The sequence below is a fragment of the Lysinibacillus sp. NPDC097279 genome, from assembly GCF_044761745.1.
Taxonomy (GTDB): Bacteria; Bacillota; Bacilli; order Bacillales_A; family Planococcaceae; genus Lysinibacillus.
The window spans coordinates 413,883-430,724 of sequence record NZ_JBIWDA010000002.1 but is presented as its reverse complement, the minus strand read 5'-3'; the positions used below and the strand labels follow the sequence as shown (position 1 = coordinate 430,724).

General features: G+C 34.7%; 19 protein-coding genes and 1 other annotated feature. Of the genes, 6 read left to right on the top strand and 13 right to left on the bottom strand.

The annotated features are described in order from the left end of the window. Nucleotides 1-40 precede the first annotated feature (40 nt). On the bottom strand, nt 41-955 hold the full coding sequence (locus ACIQ1H_RS12155; RefSeq protein WP_173478184.1) for an EamA family transporter: 915 nt from the start codon (nt 953-955) through the stop codon (nt 41-43). Nucleotides 956-1,252: 297 nt separating this feature from the next. Beyond that, nucleotides 1,253-1,753 carry an RrF2 family transcriptional regulator gene (locus ACIQ1H_RS12150; protein ID WP_402889038.1) on the bottom strand — a complete coding sequence of 167 codons (501 nt, stop codon included), beginning with the start codon at nt 1,751-1,753 and terminating at the stop codon, nt 1,253-1,255. A gap of 177 nt (nt 1,754-1,930) precedes the next feature. Between ACIQ1H_RS12150 and ACIQ1H_RS12145 the strand changes: the two genes are divergently transcribed. After that, the gene (locus tag ACIQ1H_RS12145) at nt 1,931-2,572 is read left to right on the top strand and encodes an FMN-dependent NADH-azoreductase (RefSeq protein ID WP_402889036.1); all 642 of its coding nucleotides are present in this window, start codon (nt 1,931-1,933) and stop codon (nt 2,570-2,572) included. A 121-nt stretch (nt 2,573-2,693) separates the two neighbouring features. Here ACIQ1H_RS12145 and ACIQ1H_RS12140 read toward each other — a convergent pair whose 3' ends face one another. Further along, nucleotides 2,694-3,131, bottom strand: a complete 438-nt coding sequence (locus ACIQ1H_RS12140; protein WP_483869770.1) for a DUF5412 family protein — start codon at nt 3,129-3,131, stop codon at nt 2,694-2,696. Between the two features lie 339 nt (nt 3,132-3,470). Here ACIQ1H_RS12140 and ACIQ1H_RS12135 point away from each other — a divergent pair, with 339 nt between their 5' ends. Further along, entirely contained in the window at nt 3,471-3,890 is a 420-nt protein-coding gene (locus ACIQ1H_RS12135; protein ID WP_173478181.1) for a hypothetical protein, read from the top strand. Between the two features lie 93 nt (nt 3,891-3,983). Here ACIQ1H_RS12135 and ACIQ1H_RS12130 read toward each other — a convergent pair whose 3' ends face one another. The 8 genes from ACIQ1H_RS12130 to ACIQ1H_RS12095 form a co-directional block, all read right to left on the bottom strand. Next, complete coding sequence (locus ACIQ1H_RS12130; protein WP_402889032.1) at nt 3,984-5,057, bottom strand: phosphotransferase enzyme family protein; 1,074 nt, start codon at nt 5,055-5,057, stop codon at nt 3,984-3,986. Between the two features lie 218 nt (nt 5,058-5,275). Then, nucleotides 5,276-5,689 carry a GNAT family N-acetyltransferase gene (locus tag ACIQ1H_RS12125; protein WP_402889030.1) on the bottom strand — a complete coding sequence of 138 codons (414 nt, stop codon included), beginning with the start codon at nt 5,687-5,689 and terminating at the stop codon, nt 5,276-5,278. Nucleotides 5,690-5,722: 33 nt separating this feature from the next. After that, complete coding sequence (locus ACIQ1H_RS12120) at nt 5,723-6,940, bottom strand: MFS transporter (protein WP_402889028.1); 1,218 nt, start codon at nt 6,938-6,940, stop codon at nt 5,723-5,725. A 64-nt stretch (nt 6,941-7,004) separates the two neighbouring features. Next, nucleotides 7,005-7,269: a binding site (T-box leader), on the bottom strand. A 73-nt stretch (nt 7,270-7,342) separates the two neighbouring features. Next, the gene (locus ACIQ1H_RS12115; protein WP_402889495.1) at nt 7,343-7,762 is read right to left on the bottom strand and encodes a stage III sporulation protein AH; all 420 of its coding nucleotides are present in this window, start codon (nt 7,760-7,762) and stop codon (nt 7,343-7,345) included. Between the two features lie 229 nt (nt 7,763-7,991). Beyond that, nucleotides 7,992-8,885 carry an SDR family oxidoreductase gene (locus tag ACIQ1H_RS12110; RefSeq protein WP_337981853.1) on the bottom strand — a complete coding sequence of 298 codons (894 nt, stop codon included), beginning with the start codon at nt 8,883-8,885 and terminating at the stop codon, nt 7,992-7,994. Between the two features lie 317 nt (nt 8,886-9,202). Next, entirely contained in the window at nt 9,203-10,144 is a 942-nt protein-coding gene (gene trhO, locus ACIQ1H_RS12105) for an oxygen-dependent tRNA uridine(34) hydroxylase TrhO (RefSeq protein ID WP_402889025.1), read from the bottom strand. 183 nt (nt 10,145-10,327) lie between these two features. Beyond that, nucleotides 10,328-10,825 carry a P-loop nucleotide/nucleoside kinase family protein gene (locus ACIQ1H_RS12100; protein ID WP_402889024.1) on the bottom strand — a complete coding sequence of 166 codons (498 nt, stop codon included), beginning with the start codon at nt 10,823-10,825 and terminating at the stop codon, nt 10,328-10,330. Between the two features lie 224 nt (nt 10,826-11,049). Then, nucleotides 11,050-11,955: an NAD(P)/FAD-dependent oxidoreductase gene (locus ACIQ1H_RS12095; RefSeq protein ID WP_402889022.1), complete on the bottom strand. Its 906-nt coding sequence runs from the start codon at nt 11,953-11,955 to the stop codon at nt 11,050-11,052. A gap of 418 nt (nt 11,956-12,373) precedes the next feature. Here ACIQ1H_RS12095 and ACIQ1H_RS12090 point away from each other — a divergent pair, with 418 nt between their 5' ends. Beyond that, entirely contained in the window at nt 12,374-12,628 is a 255-nt protein-coding gene (locus tag ACIQ1H_RS12090) for a GlsB/YeaQ/YmgE family stress response membrane protein (RefSeq protein WP_173478173.1), read from the top strand. Nucleotides 12,629-12,815: 187 nt separating this feature from the next. On the opposite strand, the gene ACIQ1H_RS12085 is transcribed toward ACIQ1H_RS12090, so the two are convergent. Then, nucleotides 12,816-13,433 carry a hypothetical protein gene (locus ACIQ1H_RS12085; RefSeq protein ID WP_402889020.1) on the bottom strand — a complete coding sequence of 206 codons (618 nt, stop codon included), beginning with the start codon at nt 13,431-13,433 and terminating at the stop codon, nt 12,816-12,818. Nucleotides 13,434-13,578: 145 nt separating this feature from the next. Continuing rightward, a complete protein-coding gene (locus ACIQ1H_RS12080; protein WP_402889493.1) occupies nt 13,579-13,773 on the bottom strand; it encodes a DUF6241 domain-containing protein in 195 nt (64 codons plus the stop codon). A gap of 151 nt (nt 13,774-13,924) precedes the next feature. On the opposite strand from ACIQ1H_RS12080, the gene ACIQ1H_RS12075 reads away from it, so the two are divergent. The 3 genes from ACIQ1H_RS12075 to ACIQ1H_RS12065 all read left to right on the top strand — a co-directional run bounded on the left by ACIQ1H_RS12075 (nt 13,925) and on the right by ACIQ1H_RS12065 (nt 16,648). Beyond that, nucleotides 13,925-14,353: a HEAT repeat domain-containing protein gene (locus ACIQ1H_RS12075; RefSeq protein ID WP_173478170.1), complete on the top strand. Its 429-nt coding sequence runs from the start codon at nt 13,925-13,927 to the stop codon at nt 14,351-14,353. Nucleotides 14,354-14,712: 359 nt separating this feature from the next. Further along, the gene (locus ACIQ1H_RS12070; protein WP_173478169.1) at nt 14,713-15,342 is read left to right on the top strand and encodes a LysE family translocator; all 630 of its coding nucleotides are present in this window, start codon (nt 14,713-14,715) and stop codon (nt 15,340-15,342) included. A gap of 73 nt (nt 15,343-15,415) precedes the next feature. Then, a complete protein-coding gene (locus ACIQ1H_RS12065; RefSeq protein WP_402889017.1) occupies nt 15,416-16,648 on the top strand; it encodes an MFS transporter in 1,233 nt (410 codons plus the stop codon). The last annotated feature ends 194 nt before the right edge of the window (nt 16,649-16,842 follow it).

The following is a 16,842-nucleotide window of genomic DNA, read 5'->3' as shown; positions in this document are numbered from 1 at the left end:
CTAATTTAACAGGTTATACTAGGGTCTCTTAGAGATTACTTTAAACCTTTGTCGTTTCATAATCAAAACGGGTTAGTCTCTTCTCTTTCCGTACTTCTAATATTTGCGGTATAAAAATCCCTAATAAAATACACACAATTCCAAACCATCGCAAAGGAGAAACGACTTCATGAACAAGTGTAATGGAAGCGATAACCGCTGTTGGTAGTTCGACAGCTCCTAAAATGGTTCCAAGGCCTGTCCCTACTTTTGGTATACCAACAGAAAAACAAATAACAGGTATAACAACACCAAAGAAACCAAGTATTAATGCATATTTCCATAACCCAGCCTGCAGTGTACCATCAATCAAGTATGTCGGGGGGAAAACTAAACAAACAAAAAGTGTTGCACTCGTTGTCATAAGAAAGCTTTTTGAATAAATTGGTACTTCGGTAGAAACTCGTCCACTTGCAAAAATATAGAGTGAAAAGGTTATAGCTGCTAGTAATCCAAAGAGTATACCTTTCATCGATAATTGCTGTCCTAAACCTTCAAATATACCTCCAGCAAACAGTGTTCCTACAAATAAAATAATAATTGAAATGACCTTTTCACGACTTGGGACAGTTTTATTTGCAATTGCTTCAATGAGAACGCCCATCCATGTGAATTGAAATAACAACACAATTGCAATTGAGGCGGGTAGTTCTTTTACAGAAAACCCGTAAAAAATGCTTGTTAAACTCATTGTGATCCCAACTGCTAATAGCGATAGTATATTTTTCAAAGATACTTTATGACGAGAAAAAATAATAACGAGCAATAATAGTCCAAACCAGCCAAATACATATTGTCCACCTAAAAGTTCAGGAAAGGTAAAGCCATTTGAAAAACCAACTTTTAGAATGGAAGATAGGACCCCATAGCTACAGGCACCTAATAAAACGACTAAAGAAAACTTCAATTTTTGCAAAAAAAATCCCTCCAAAAAATAAAAAATCTCGTCGACTATAAATAGACGACGAGCGAATGAAACAGAGCTAAAACTCTACAAAATTCCGCCACTCACGAACTCGTGAATGTTTGCTTATAAAATTAGGACAATTATATGCAAATATTATATAAGTGTCAACACTATTTGCGATTTTTTTGCAATTTAAATAGTATTTCTCAATAGCTTTAAAATCATTAATAAGTTTTATAAAACCTCATTTATTGGCAAATACAAAGTGCTTTATATCCGATAGACCGATAAGAAACACCTTAAATACTAACCTCTTTTAATAAAATATTTTCTTGAATCTTCTCTCATTTTTTCCGATAACGCTGAATCGAGTTCCTGATTCAACCAATCAAGTGTCTTTTTTTGAAGAAACAATCTCATTTGATTTTCTGCTTCTAACATAACCATGTTAATCGTACAAGTAGAGTTAGTTGTACACGATTGGCATTTCTCATCGTCTTGATACATCACATTATTTTTTAAGATATTTTTGCATTGAAAAATTGGCTTAATACCTTCGACTGCTCGAATGACATCCCAAAAAGAAATATTAGTTGGTTCCTTAGCCAGTTTATAACCGCCATTCACACCAGGAACCGAAATTACAATGCCAGCCTTTGATAATTTACTGAAAACTTTCGATAAATAGGTTTCTGATAATCCTTGAAACTCTGCTAAATCTTTAATTCCAATTGTTTCATCAGAAGGTATATCGATCAAATACACCAAACTATGTAAAGCATATTCAACCATTACACTATACTTCATATTTATTCACCTACTCCTATAAGAAGATATTTTAATATTTCGCATAGAAAAATACAATAAGTCCACATCATTGACGGAAAAAGAAAAAAGCTATATATTAATTACAGACAAATTCTATCCACGATTAAAATTGTCTACAATCGATATTATATAGGAATTTTTAGGAGGAACACAACTTTGAGTAAACTTTTAGTCATCAATGCGCATCCTGAATTCGATTCTACAACTTCCGTTAGTTTAGTTGGCTTACGTAACTTTATGGACTTTTATCAAGAAGAAAATTCTGATGAAGAAATCATTGAGCAAATAAATTTATATGACGATTATATTCCCCAGTTGGATAAAACTATTTTCGCCGCTTGGAATAAACAAGCAAACAACGAAAAACTAACTGATGAAGAATTACATGCTATCTCACGAATGCATGAGTTAGTCCAGCAATTTAAAAGTGCCAATAAATATGTCATTGCATATCCATTGCACAACTTCAATGTACCATCAAAATTGAAAGATTATATGGATAACATTTTGATTGCAAGAGAAACATTCAAATATACTGAAAACGGTTCAGTTGGATTATTAAATGACGGTCGAAGTATGGTTATTATCCAAGGAAGTGGTTCTATTTATACAAATAACGATTGGTATACAGAAGTAGAGTACTCACATAAATATTTGAAATCTATGTTTAATTTTATAGGCATAGAAGATTATAAAATTATGCGTGTTCAAGGATCTTCTATACTAAATCGTGAAGAACTTTTAAAAAATGCTGCAACTGAAGCACAGCAATTAGCGTCACAATTAGCTAATAAATAATGAAATTAAAAAGGGAAGAAAGCGATATTTTCTGCTTCTTCCCTTTCTACTATTTATTTCCGAAAGACATTATCGTTGGACACTTTTTCGATTATGGCTCTTGCAGGTTGTTAAGGAGATATTAATCTTGATAACAAGTGTCATAATCGCCTTTCATTAACAAACTTTTACAAGCCAATCCATTTTCGTGATAAATCTCTTTACCTACTTTTAATTTAATACTTCGATTTGAATTTGGAAAATCTGGGTCATCATTTATAATAGACAAGATATCCTCATCAAGCCATTTCATAGAAAAATTACTTTTTGCATCACTATAATAAATTGTATGTACATTATTGTTCTCACGATTGTTTTTAATTTCTACCCAGACATTCACTCCACCTGTTGCACCACCATATGGCTCGTAATAAGCATTTGCAGTATACTTTTCTGTTGGGGATACGACTGGGCCTGGTCCCTTTTGGACGAATTCTCGATCTATATCATTAAATGTAAAAAAATATGTTTCATAAAGATAGATTGTAGATACTAAAGCCATCCCACATAGCGTTGCCATTAGCATTTTTTTAGGAAAGGGTTTCTTTTTAATGACGGAAATTATGACATTCGTACAGAAAATGAAAAATAAAAGAATAGTAATAAATGCAATTAAGATACCAAATAAAATGAATATAATAATTCTCCCTTTCTGAAAGTGAAGTACATGAAACTAAAATATTTTAAAGGAAATGTACATTGAATGATTATGTAATTTTTTTTAGAAAAAACTATATATCTATTTATTAAGATGCAAACGGATCTGTTTTGGTTCCCAAATAATTGTAATTAAAAATAGCAGCTTTTCTTCGTGGTTTTTGAGAAGTTGTGCTATATTCAAAGTGTCAGGAGTGAGTGAATGAAAAAGTTTTTAACAATTACCGCGATAATGCTTGTTTTACTCGGAGCAGCTGGCTATGCTGTGTGGCATTTTGGGACAAATATCGCTTCCGAAAAAATAATCGAAAAAGTGGAATCTAATTTAGATGATGCAAATTTAGAAGAAGTAAAATCGTATATCGAGAATGATTCGATGGTTCAAGAAATTGTAAGTGAAGCGGCAACTACAAATCCAGAAACTCTCCCCTTCCAAACTAAGGAAGAGGCGACACGTGTGTTAATAAAAAAAGTAGGCATTAATCGTATACTTGAAATTCAGGAACAAGTGCAAAACGGTTCTATTAGTAAGGATGAAGTATTATCTGAAATTGAAGGTAAACTATCTGAAGAAGAAATTTCTGCTTTAAAATATGTATTGTATAAGGAATTGAATAAATAAACCTAGCCATTAATAATATAGACTCGATTCCCCTTTAGTGGAATCGAGTCCTTTTTTCCTTACATATTGAAATCAAAGGCTACTACACAATGTTTAAATGCGTTGTTTTTCATACTCAAAGGGTTCTTCACACGAATAGATTTCATTGAAAAACCCCTTATATGGGATATCATCTTCCAAGCATTTTATGAGATATGACAGCTCCTCATCACACTCTGGCTCTTCGCCATTATTCTGCATTATTTCAAATCTATCTAGAATATTTTCCATAAGAGTTGCTTTTATAAATAAGGGTAATTGATCTACCATCGTATTACTAATATGAGTTTCGGAGCTATATCCTTCAAGGACGATTTTAAAATAATCATCCATAAACTGTTTACGTTCATGAGGATTTTGTTCAAATTGTATCCAGCCCACTCCTTGTGTCCAAAGATCAGCCAAGTCATACATATACCAACCGAAACATGCATTATCAAAATCATATACAGTGATTTGTCCACTATCAAAATCTATCAAGTAATTCCCATCGTTAAAATCAAAATGGATCATACCGAATGACTCACTGTCCCTGTCCAATCCTTTTAAGGTTTTAAGTAGCTCTACCATCTTTTCCTTAAGCAAAGTAAAGGAGCCTGGTATTAAGCTATTGATATATTCGACATTATATTTATCAAGAAAACTGTACCGACGATGGACGGGATTATATTCTTTCGATAATTGGTGCAATTTCCCGAGGACTTTACCGCAGTTATAATAATATTCGGTAATCGAAACGCCTTCCCTGTACCGATAATTATTTTCCACAAGCATTTTTCCCTTAGCCTTTTTAAATAGACAGATAAAAAAGGTATGATTATTATGAGTAAGCTCTTCCAAGAGGTTCCCCTTCATAGAGTTGACTACATCTGAAACACTTCCGCCATGTTCGAATAAATATCTGATATACTCAACTTCACCAAGGAAATCTTCCCTGCCTCTGTCATTTAAGTAGGCGATTCTGAGTATTTTGGCGTCCGCACCCTCTTTTTCACATGTATAGACAACATTACGCCCTCCAGTATGTGCTTCTATCGGCTTGATTTCATAACCTTCCAACTGGTACAACTTTGATATTAATGGAAGTAAATATGTCTCACCGATTTTAACAACCTCATTATAAATCATAAACCCTCTCCTCTCTGAGTGACTGAAATAATTAGAAACTTTGTTAGTATTGATTGGAACAATCCCATCCTTTTCATTTAATCCAATTAATTAACTTATAATGACAAAGCTTCATAAGCTAATTAATATATTCTATATATTACCATATATACCTTTTTATTAAAATAGTTGGTTGACAAGTATCCATACTCCCATGAATAATGTAGCTTAGTACAATCTTAAAGCGTTTTTGTGTAATAATATCGCTTCCCTGTTAGCGGATAATGATTGAGGACAAATTCTTCTTGATAGCCTAGCTTGATATAAAAATCGGGTGCTTGAAAACTAAACGTATTTAGGAAGGCATATTTGCATCCTCTGTTCATAGCAATCTTCTCAGCTTTCATCATCAATTCGGTACCAATATGCTGTCCACGAAGTTCTTCGCTTACCCATAAATACTCAACTTTTAACCAATTTCCATGTGTATCTCCAATCAAACCCGCAACCCTTTTCCCCTCTTCATCTTCTACAAATAGACCAATATCTCTTATTAGCTTTTCTTCAATACTTTCAAGATTGTATTTTAATAGTTCTTGAAAAATATATTCTTTTTCCTGTTTAGTCACATTATCTGATTCAATGTATTTCATTTTTCCGCCTCCTATTTGTGTGTCACTAATTGTTTAAAGTAGAAACTCTTTTTTAAAATACTTCTGCCTTTTTGCTTCTGTTACAGCTTTCAATGCCAATAAACCCAATAATAAAAAGGCGAATGCCCCTATTAATCCAACAGGACGGATGGCAGTCCATTCAGCAGCTAACCCTACTACAATCGTTAAAGCGACAATGCAACCCGCTTCAATGACACTAAAGATACTGCCAAATCTCCCCATCATCTTCACAGGAACGTGATTTTGATAGAACGTCAAAAATCCTGTATTTGCAAATGTAACGGCAAACCCTATTAAAAATACCCCTGTTGCTGCACTCATAAAGCCACTCGAACTATAAAGGACGACATAACCTATTGAGGTAAAAATAGTCCCCATACCGATTAATAAATTTACTGCAAGTTGTTTTGAAAATACTGTGTTAATAATTGATCCTATTATAATGCCCGCTCCAAAGATACTTAATAAAAAGCCATAATTGGTGTCTGATATGGAAAGGATGCCTTTAGCAAACGCTGCCTCAAGGGAATCAATCGCAGTCATAAATATCGTAGTCCCACTAAATATTAAATATATTTTTGTGATATAGGTATCGTTCTTACTAAAATGATATACCATGCGAAAATCTTTTTTTATCAAGTCCCATGTAAATCTTTGCGTCTCTGTCTCGTTGAGTCTTGTATCAACATTTGGTAGCATCATAATTATGAATGCTGAAAAAAATAAAGCTACTGCATTAACATGAATGGCCGTATAAGGAGTCCCCATCCAAAACAAGATTCCAGCGATGACAGGGCCAATTAGTGAACCACATGAGTTAATAAAACTACGTAGTGCATTAAACCGTTGCCGATCGTTTTCTGGTATAAGTTTTGTCATATACACCATAGAAGTAGGCTGAAAAATAGCACTGCCCATATTAATGATAAAAGCTAGTACATAAACATAAATAAATGAAGGTGAAAACGGAATTAACGCAATACAAATTGCTCGAAAAATATCTAAACACATCATAAGTCTTCTTGTATTTATCCGATCAATTAAACTACCTGCCCAAGCATTCGAACATATTGTTGCAATGGGACCTAATATATATAAAATAGCAATTGCAAGTGGAGAACCTGTTTCATTCAAGATAATTAAGTTTAGTGCGATTAGGTACACCCATGCACCGACATTTGAAATGCCTATTCCCCCTAAAAGGATTAAAGGATATTTCCATCTGGACATCTACACCACTCCATTTTTATTTTTAGTCAAACAAAATAAAAAAACTCACCCCCAAGATTTTCATCTTGGGGGCGAGTCATATCGCGGTGCCACCCCAGTTCATTTCTACATCGCTGTAGAAGTCTTATCAAGTACGGCATTGTGAAATAAAACACCTGCGATACTCTATCTCGTTAACGTGAGAATACGTTGCATCATCATTGCTTTAACAAACAAATCCAATGCACAGCTCCGAGGCTTGTTTCAACATATTTCCTATCCCTCCTTTTCAGCTTCCAGAGGTCTCTGTAGATAGTACGTATGCTTACTCTTCTTTTCATAGCTTTTTATATGTAATTTTGTAAATCTTATACTATTTCAGATTAAAATTCAATACTTACACGGCTTTTTCTTCATGCATCATTAATCATTAAAACTATTCCATAGATTTTCATCAACGATAAAAAAACCTTCATGCGAACATGCTGCTAGTAAACATTGATCATCTTGATAGAACATCAAATCCTCTGGTAATTTTGGAGTAATCCAACCAAAAAGTGAGTTGCTTCGCTCCTTTAAAAATTGTGTCGTAACGTTATTTAAATGAAAATAAAAAACAAATGCTGTACTTTCACCAAGTATTGTTGTCTCCCACTGTCGTTGAATTTTCCTGTCGATAATTTGGTCTTTTATTTCTGCCATTATTTCATCAACAAATGCTAGCCTCAGTTTTTCATCATCCATTAATTGTCTGTTCTCTACAAACGCAAAACGATTACATCTCGTTGCTAGAAACTCAATAAGTTGTTGGTATCGTTTCCCTTCAATTTTTTCTCTAATCATAATCAATAGTAAAACCTCCTCACTTCAATATCCAAATTATAGCATTGATACTATATCGTACGAATAGGATGTAAATGAAAAAAAGTTGAAGTGAAATTTGAATTATAAAAAGAAAACAGCTTGGTTATGAAACATACCAAGCTGTTTTCTTTTTTAACTTTTACGGAGCATAACAGTAGGGGTTACGTGAGACACAAATCACCAACTGAAGTGAGCATAGTAATTAACATTACAAGTCTATCGGCTTGCCACCTGTCACCCCATAAATCTGACCAGTAATATAACTTCCTTCATCGGAAGCTAGAAGAACATATACTGGGGCAAGCTCCACTGGTTGTCCTGCACGACCGAGGGGCGTATTTTGCCCAAATTCAGGAATTTGTCCTTGCAATTGTCCATTATCTAATTGCAATGGCGTCCATATTGGTCCTGGCGCGACGCCATTGACACGCACACCTTTAGAAGCAAAGTATGTGGATAGCGATACCATAAAGTTGCTTATCGCACCTTTTGTAGCGGCATAATCCATTAAAGATGGGGACGGATCGAAAGATTGAACTGAGGTTGTGGTAATAATCGCACTTCCAGGTTCCAAATGTTCTTCCGCAGCTTTTACGGTCTCAAACATGCTGATTATGTTTACTTTGAAAGTGTCTTGCACTTGTTTGATTGTTAAATCACTTAGGGAAGGCTGTGCGATTTGTTGCGCAGCATTCAATACAAGCGTGTCCAATCCGCCAAAAGCTTCCACTGTTTTTGTAACAATCTCTGTCGCTGAGCCATCTTCTCGCAAGTCATATGGTAGCAATAAGGCTTTTCTACCTGCTTTTTCAATGTATTCTTTGACTTCGTTGGCATCTTCCTCTTCGCCAGGGAAGAATTGGATAGCTACATTGGCTCCTTCACGTGCATAGGCAATGGCGGCGGCACGGCCAATACCAGAATCGCCTCCAGTAATTAAGGCATTGCGCCCTTCTAACCGATTGTATCCTTTATATGATTCTTCTCCACAGTCAGGTTTGGGTCTCATTTCATTTTGTAGCGCTGGAGTGTTCTGTTCTTGATCTGGGAATTTTCTCGTTTGAAATTTCTTACGTGGGTCTGTTAGATGTGGGTTTCCCATCAATTATCATCTCCTATTTTGTATAATTTTTAAATTGTCATGAAAAAAATACGAAAACACTTTGTGAGCTTACACTCATCAAATCCTGTTACATTGTTTGAATACCCTGTGACATTTACTTTAAACAGCTTCAGTTCTATTCCTCGCTATGCTTTAGCTATTTACTTATTCTTGCAAAAGAAAAAACACCTCATGTAAGCGAGCAGACTAGTTCCATTTTGTAATGGATAGTTTGAACACTTACAGAAGGTGTTTTAAGTACCTCTATAAAGAAAGAAATTTAATGATGTTTATAATGGTTAGACAAAGGTTTGTGCTTATGCTTGTAACGCCTTAATTGTTTGAGCTACTTGCTCTTCTGTTAAATTGTGACGCACGATGTAGCGATTGCGCTCATGCATTGTACATTCGATTGTACAGCCACCTAAATGCTTTGCTTCATTTTCTTCAGATGCGATGATTTGCTTGTTACATTCAGGGTTTGCACAGTTAATGTAACGTTCACAAGGTTCACCGTCATAATGATCACGACCGATAATTACATGCTCTACTTGATTGATTGGCACTGTTAATCGCTCATCAAAGACGTACATTTGACCGTCCCATAATTGGCCTTTCGCAACAGGGTCTTTTCCGTATGTTGCAACACCGCCATGTAACTGACCGACATTACCAAAGCCTTCACGTTTCATCCATCCTGAAAACTTCTCACAACGAATTCCACCTGTGCAATATGTTAAAACATTTTTCCCTTCGAAAAGCTCACGATTTTCACGTACCCATTCTGGTGTGTCACGGAAGTTTTCTACATCTGGTCGAATCGCGCCACGAAAATGGCCGACATCGTATTCATACGTATTACGTACATCTAATACTACTGTATTGTCATCTTGCATTTCAGCAAGGAATTGTTCTGGTGACAGGTAGCGACCTGTTAATTCATGTGGGTTAACGTCTTCCTCTAAGCCTAAGTTTACTAACTCAGGACGTGGGCGTACGTGCATTTTTTTGAATGCATGGCCATCTGCCGCATCAATTTTGAAGACTATACCCTCAAATAAAGCATCAGCTTGCATATTTGCCATGTATTGTTCTGTTTGCTCAATCGTACCTGAAACAGTACCGTTAATGCCTTCATTTGCTACTAAAATACGACCTTTTAAACCGATTTCATTACACATTGCTAAATGTGTTGCAGAAAATTCAGCTGGATCTTCAATCTTCGTGTAATGGTAATACAATAAAACTTGATAATTCATACTTTTCACCTATCATTTCATATATTTGCAGGATATACCTGATAGTCTCTTTTACGACCTATTAACCATAAATGATAATCACTTAATATGCTATCGGTAATTAGGCTGAAATGCATGTAATTATATTTTAAGAATTCAGAATTTCTTTATATATGGATAAGATACTCGATTTTAAAGTCGATGTTATTCTTTTTCACTAAATTCTAAAATATTTAAACCCTCGGATGCGTCTGGCGCTTCAAAAAATTTCGTCACTTGTATAAACGTCGCTTCCGTATCAAAAGCTGCTCTTTCAGGCTGTTCGTTACGCCTTTGCGCAATTTGACGTAAGCATTGCTCGTTATTTAAGTTAAGGAAAATTAGTTGATGGTTTGCATTGACCTCTGACGCGATATCCCAAAACCACTTTCGCTGTTTTTGCGTGTTACCTGGAAAATCCATCACTACATCCGTACCAACACTTAATATATTTTGGACATGCTTTTTCAATATCGGCTTGAGCTGTGCTGAAAATTTTAGATAGTCCTCAAATGATGTGATCTGATTGGGATAAAGAGATGACAGCCATTCGTCCTCAGATAACAGTACCGCATGTTTTTCTATCGCCAATTGTTTTGATTTAGTTGTTTTTCCTGCCCCCATTTTTCCACAGAAAAAGTATAGAGTCCCTAATTTTTTCATATTTTTATTCCTCCGAGCTTATTTTATTTGTTGTTGCCCCACCATGTAAAACTATAATTTACAAATGAGCCGATAGTTCAAAAACTTCATTCCTTTTTAAGCAACAAGAAAAAACGAATTCTAAAATCAAAATTCGTTCTTCATACATTCTTATATTAACTCTAACATAATGTTTATATGTGACAACACATTGGTACAGAAGTGTTTAAGCTGTTAAGACGTTATCAAAAGCGCTCCATCGTTAAATCAGTATTTACTGAAACTCCAGCTTTATTTCCTTTAGCAGCTGAAATCATTAAAGAAGATGGTTTAGATCTTTCGGTTTCCCCTGCAATATATACGTTTTTTTGAGTTGTCCTACCAACACCATCAGTTATAACTTTTCCATCTTCATGAATATCACAGCCAAGCCTCTCAGCAAAATGATTTGGACGATAATAAGATGGGGCTACAAATCCACCCGTTCTCCTAATTGTTGATCCTGTTTCAAACTCTATTTTTTGTAAGTAACCGTCATTTCCTATTAAGTCTTTTATCTTTTCCGATATAATTTTGATATTGTGTTTTTGCAACTCCATTGTACCTTCTTTAGATAATTGAGCTCCATTCGTTAAGACAACCAAATCTTGCGACCAATTATAAACTAACTTAGTCAAATGCAGTACATGCTCTTCTTTTTCTGCAATAACTACTAATGGCTTATCTTTCTGCTCCCAGCCATCACAATACGGACAACTGAATAGACTTTTCCCATAAAACCTTCTTATACTTGGAATAGTAAATATTTCTTGAATGCCTGTGGCGAGTATTATTTTTTCAGAAACAAATTCCTCACTATTAGATGTTTTGACTGTAAATCGCTCATTACCTAAATCCTTAATAATTTCATTCACTGTTGCAGGAAAATATGATACGGACGGATAATTCGCCAACTCTTTTAACGCTGTTTCTTTAAACGCTTTTGGTTTTATCCCATCACGAGTAATAAATCCATGTGACGCTTGTGTCACACTATTCCTATTCGTGCTATTGTCAAATAATGCAATGTTTCTTCTAGCCCTTCCTAAAGTTAAGCTAGCACTTAACCCAGAAGGACCCCCACCTATAATGATACAATCGAGGATATTCATTTTTTACCTCCATACTGAATTGGTTTTATTGTGAATTGTTATTTGCATAATAGAACTACATTATTTCCCACATTATAGATTTCCATTCTTTACACCACTACTATAGGTTTTCTTGTTTTTATAATGAAGAAGTTTTGTTTATTCAACTATTCTGACCCGTCAGCTGACGTCTATTTGTGCACATCCTCTTCGTTTTACAGAAAGAGATGCACCGATTGTGGGGCACAAGTGCTACTTTATGAATAAGACCAATCTTGAATTTTAAAATTAGCCATAAATGCTACCTTGAGATCTAAGAATGTCCACCATACTTCCACTAATTTTTATCTTTTTTTCTCTTTTAAGTTTGAAGAGGTTTAATAAAGGTTATTAAACACTATAGCGAAATATTTAAAATACAAAATAGGAGATGGACAGTATGAGTTTCATTTGGTTTTTAATAATTGGCGGGATTATCGGTTGGCTTGCAGGTATAATTTTAGGACGAGATATCCCTGGTGGAATTATTGGTAATATTATCGCAGGTATTATCGGTGCATGGATTGGTGGTATGCTTCTTGGTAGTTGGGGTCCTAAAATTTCTGATTTCTATATCTTCCCAGCACTTATTGGAGCAATTATACTAGTTTTCATTGTGAGCGTAATTTTGAAATCAATGCGTAAAGCATCGTAATCTAAAAAGATTTTTTAGTTGCTATACGGTGAAGAGTGATTGTGTTTATAATAAAAAAGGCGATCTTCCACAAACAAATCTGTGGAGGACCGCTTTTTTATACTTTAACTTAACAATCCTCGGCTCTCTGATTTAAGGTGAATAGCACTGTCTCTTCAATAATCAAGCACAATTAATGAAAATTGAATCAATTTTTTGGCGGAATATATTCTCCTGTTGTTACATTAAATCCTACTGCTGTCATTTCTGTTTGATCGCGATTCCAACCGATTACTAACATTAAGGGAATATTTGTCTCTGTATCTTTTCTCAGCATGAAATTGTAACCTTTTGCCCAATCCTTACCTGGATAAATATTGCCCATTTTTAATGCTTTTTTTAGTAATTCAGGTGAATCATATTTAATATCATTAAAACCTATAAACTCCTTTTTAGGATAGGGGGAAGTACCTTCTGTTGTTAAATCATTTAGTCCATCTATTTCTCCATTATGGATAGTTACTAAAAAATATTTATTAGTGTCTGGCACTCCAAACGATATATTCCAATTTTTCCTTTGACCGTTTGCACCAATTCCCTTACCAGGCTTATCTAAATCTATATTGATTGCATCTAATAATTGCGCATTTTCATTCCATTTTATTGCTGAAGGATATGCTAATTCAATAGCTTGTTTGATTGATAATTCTTGGTGTTCACTGACTTCTAAAGTTTTTCCAGTTGATTGAGATGTACGAGCTGATGCTTTCTCAATAGTACCTATTAAAGTTAATAATATTAAGACAGAAATAACTATTTTTTTCATTTTCTTAACCTCCTTTTTAGAAGTATTCTTTCCAAACCTTTTTCAATTATCCTGCCTCTTTAATTTATGTATAAACCATCACGTTCTCGCGTTTTAATTGTGAAAACTCAAAATTCATTGGGTTTGTCTACAGTTTGAAAAGTGCTTATAATTGACCACTATTCTCTGGTTTTAATGGTTTTGTAAAATAAAATTTGATGTGCGATTTTTCTTCTTCGGGCGTTAATAAACGAATCGCCTTTCCACCCTCTCCATTTTGCATTTCCCAAATAGAATTATGGTCATCAACAGCATTTGAAAAATTGCCTACCGACCATCTCTCTCCAGTATTTTTACATATGCATCCCGATTGTCGTAATTTTTCATATTGAGCTTTGCTATTTCTATATGCTTACCCTCGATTCTTCGCTTTTTTCAGTAAGACAACGTATAATAAGAGAAGCAGAAGAAGAATTCATTTTTCCTCTAGTTAAAAAAAGAGGTGCAATTACTTGAAACAGTTTGAAGCAACATTACCTGAGCATTATGAAACGTTAAAAAAACAGGCCAATTATACATCTAGCTGGCGAGAGCGTTTAGAAGCAGTCGAAATATTATCGGCTTATCATCATGACAAAATCATAGATTTATTAAAAAATCGTATGCAGCATGATACTGTCCACAAAGTGCAATTAGCAGCCTATGAAGCACTTGTTGCGCTTGGTGAGGATGTAGAGAAGCCATCACCTGCACGTTTTGATATTATCAAAGGAACAGACAAAATTTTCCTTCGAGTTAAAAAGAGCTTGCCGAAGGACCATACAGTGGCAGACTTTGCGGATAAACTAAAACGTATGCGTTTAGATGTCTTTGATGCGTATGAAGGCGACAAAGGTGTTCAATTTATGAGTTGGTTAGAGGAACGTTGGGCAAAACTGTAATCAATAGTATTACGATTTATGAAGGAAAGTCATTCTCTCCGTTTGTGGAGGGAATGACTTTTTCTTATTTTTCGCTGCGGTTAATCTTAATAAACTTACCTTTTCCGTTCGTTCAAAAAATAGATAGATTTGAGTCTTTCAAGCTTTTTCAGCTAATTTTTTTATCACCTGTATAAGATGTTTCATCAAATCACTTCGTTACTCTCTTCAAATACATCTGAAATAATTATCTTAAAAATATACCTCTAAAACAGAGACACTATAGCCAATAAGGCTATTAGAATTGCACTTTGAAATTGTCCTAAAAGTCATTGCCTTCGAATAAAATGCAAATACATCTGATAATTGGAGGCTATTTTATGGATTCTATAGTTACCTATATCTTTTTAGGTATATCAATGGCTGCAACGATTGGACCTGTTAAATCTATTCTAATAAATACAGGTTTAAAAAATGGCTTTTTTCATGCATGGTTTTTTAGTCTAGGTGCCATAACGACCGATATTATCTATATGTTTATCGTATATTATGGAATTGGACAATTTATTAATTCCATCTGGCTAAAAACAATTCTTTGGTCTTTCGGCTGTTTTGTTCTTTTGTATACAGGAATCGAAAGTTTACTGTCGTTACATAAAATTGAAATAGATTCGAAAACGGGTAAAAGAACAAGACTGAGACACTCGATTATGTCTGGTTTTTTCATGTCTTTTTTGAATCCGTTAACCATCCTTTTTTGGCTGGGAATTTACGGCTCCATACTTGCAAAAACGTCTGATATTTCAACAGGGTATGAAATCATTTTAGTCAGTACGTCTATTTTAATTGGCATTATTTTTATAGATTTTATTTATTCCTTTTTATCCAGTGTCGCTCGAAAATTACTATCCATAAAGCTTTTGAAAACAGTTTCTTTTATCTCAGCCTTATTAATGATTGGTTTTGGAATCTACTTTGGCAAGCAAGCTTACCAAGCATTATTCCAATAAAGTCAACCACAGCGCATAAAATGAACACGAAAGGAAACCATACCTTAAAAAGAATATTAGACGAGGTGTGGTAATGGACAAAGAGAAGGTTAATGTTAGTGTCTGGTGTATTGTAAGTTTGACTTCCATTCCACTTATCATGACATTGGGAAATTCGATGCTTATTCCCGTGCTCCCAAAACTGGAAGATAAGGTCGGAATTACTTCATTTCAGTCGAGTATGATCATTACAAGCTATTCAGTCGCAGCGATTTTTCTTATCCCCGTAGCTGGCTATTTATCGGACCGCTTCGGCAGAAAAATAGTAATATTACCAAGCTTAATTTTAGCTTTAATCGGTGGTCTAATTGCTGGATTTGCTTCATGGAAAATGGATGACCCTTATACAATGATTATTGTGGGCAGAATTATTCAAGGAATAGGCGCTGCTGGTGCCATGCCGATTGTATTGCCTCTTGTAGGTGATCTTTATCAGGATGATGACGAAAAAATAAGCTCTACATTAGGGATAATTGAAACGTCTAACACGTTTGGGAAAGTGTTAAGCCCCATTCTTGGTTCAATATTTGCAGCTTTTTTATGGTTCCTTCCCTTCTTCTCCATTTCAGCGCTTAGTCTGATTTCGATTGTACTTATTTTTTTCTTCGTTAAAGCTCCGAAAGATGATGATGAACCATTGAAGTTCAAAGAGTTTTTACAAAATACTAAAAAAGTTTTCAAGGAGGAAGGAAAATGGTTGTATACCGTATTCCTTAACGGGATCCTTGTGATGCTCATATTATTTAGTATGCTATTTTTCTTGTCCGAAAACCTCGAAAAAGTTCATGATATAAAAGGTATTAAAAAAGGGTTTGTCTTGGCCATCCCGCTATTATTACTTTGTATAGCTTCATTTATATCTGGGCGGAAAATTAAAGGAAACGTTGGAAGAATTAAAAAAATAATCATTACCTCCTTAATCGCAATGTCTGTCGGTATTATCTTTGTTGGGTTTACAAGCAAAAAGCTGATTCTTTTATTAGTCGTCACGAGTATAGTGGGGATTGCTATCGGTGCCCTATTACCTGCACTTGACACAATTATTACTGACAATATTAGAAAAGAGTTAAGGGGAACAGTATCCTCTTTTTACAGTTCGGCACGATTTATTGGCGTTGCAGCTGGCCCTCCAATTATGTCATTAGTCATGAAAAACTATCTCAATGCAAGCTATATTACGGCAAGTGTATTGGGATTTATTCTCCTGTTTGTTGTCTTGAAGTATATCAAAGTAGAAGATATTGAAAAAACCAATAAAATGGCATAAAAATAAGGACCTAACAGCTATTGCAGCCGAAGGTCTTTTTTTGAATTCCAGAAAAGTGGATGATTGTTTATCAACTTCGATTATGGGTAATAGAGATATTATTTGTCAGTAAATTCAATGAATCTGTTCGCAGCAGCGATTGAGAAAGCTTGATGATGAACAAGGAATTATTGCGTATAGTTCCTAATAAGTAC

Excerpts from the sequence above, each read along its gene's own strand:
- ACIQ1H_RS12150 (WP_402889038.1), bottom strand. The coding sequence starts at position 1,753 with ATGAAGTATAGTGTAATGGTTGAATATGCTTTACATAGTTTGGTGTAT.
- ACIQ1H_RS12140 (WP_483869770.1), bottom strand. The coding sequence starts at position 3,131 with ATGGCAACGCTATGTGGGATGGCTTTAGTATCTACAATCTATCTTTAT.
- ACIQ1H_RS12135 (WP_173478181.1), top strand. The coding sequence starts at position 3,471 with ATGAAAAAGTTTTTAACAATTACCGCGATAATGCTTGTTTTACTCGGA.
- ACIQ1H_RS12130 (WP_402889032.1), bottom strand. The coding sequence starts at position 5,057 with ATGATTTATAATGAGGTTGTTAAAATCGGTGAGACATATTTACTTCCA.
- ACIQ1H_RS12125 (WP_402889030.1), bottom strand. The coding sequence starts at position 5,689 with ATGAAATACATTGAATCAGATAATGTGACTAAACAGGAAAAAGAATAT.
- ACIQ1H_RS12120 (WP_402889028.1), bottom strand. The coding sequence starts at position 6,940 with ATGTCCAGATGGAAATATCCTTTAATCCTTTTAGGGGGAATAGGCATT.
- ACIQ1H_RS12115 (WP_402889495.1), bottom strand. The coding sequence starts at position 7,762 with ATGATTAGAGAAAAAATTGAAGGGAAACGATACCAACAACTTATTGAG.
- ACIQ1H_RS12110 (WP_337981853.1), bottom strand. The coding sequence starts at position 8,885 with ATGGGAAACCCACATCTAACAGACCCACGTAAGAAATTTCAAACGAGA.
- trhO (WP_402889025.1), bottom strand. The coding sequence starts at position 10,144 with ATGAATTATCAAGTTTTATTGTATTACCATTACACGAAGATTGAAGAT.
- ACIQ1H_RS12100 (WP_402889024.1), bottom strand. The coding sequence starts at position 10,825 with ATGAAAAAATTAGGGACTCTATACTTTTTCTGTGGAAAAATGGGGGCA.
- ACIQ1H_RS12095 (WP_402889022.1), bottom strand. The coding sequence starts at position 11,955 with ATGAATATCCTCGATTGTATCATTATAGGTGGGGGTCCTTCTGGGTTA.
- ACIQ1H_RS12090 (WP_173478173.1), top strand. The coding sequence starts at position 12,374 with ATGAGTTTCATTTGGTTTTTAATAATTGGCGGGATTATCGGTTGGCTT.
- ACIQ1H_RS12085 (WP_402889020.1), bottom strand. The coding sequence starts at position 13,433 with ATGAAAAAAATAGTTATTTCTGTCTTAATATTATTAACTTTAATAGGT.
- ACIQ1H_RS12070 (WP_173478169.1), top strand. The coding sequence starts at position 14,713 with ATGGATTCTATAGTTACCTATATCTTTTTAGGTATATCAATGGCTGCA.
- ACIQ1H_RS12065 (WP_402889017.1), top strand. The coding sequence starts at position 15,416 with ATGGACAAAGAGAAGGTTAATGTTAGTGTCTGGTGTATTGTAAGTTTG.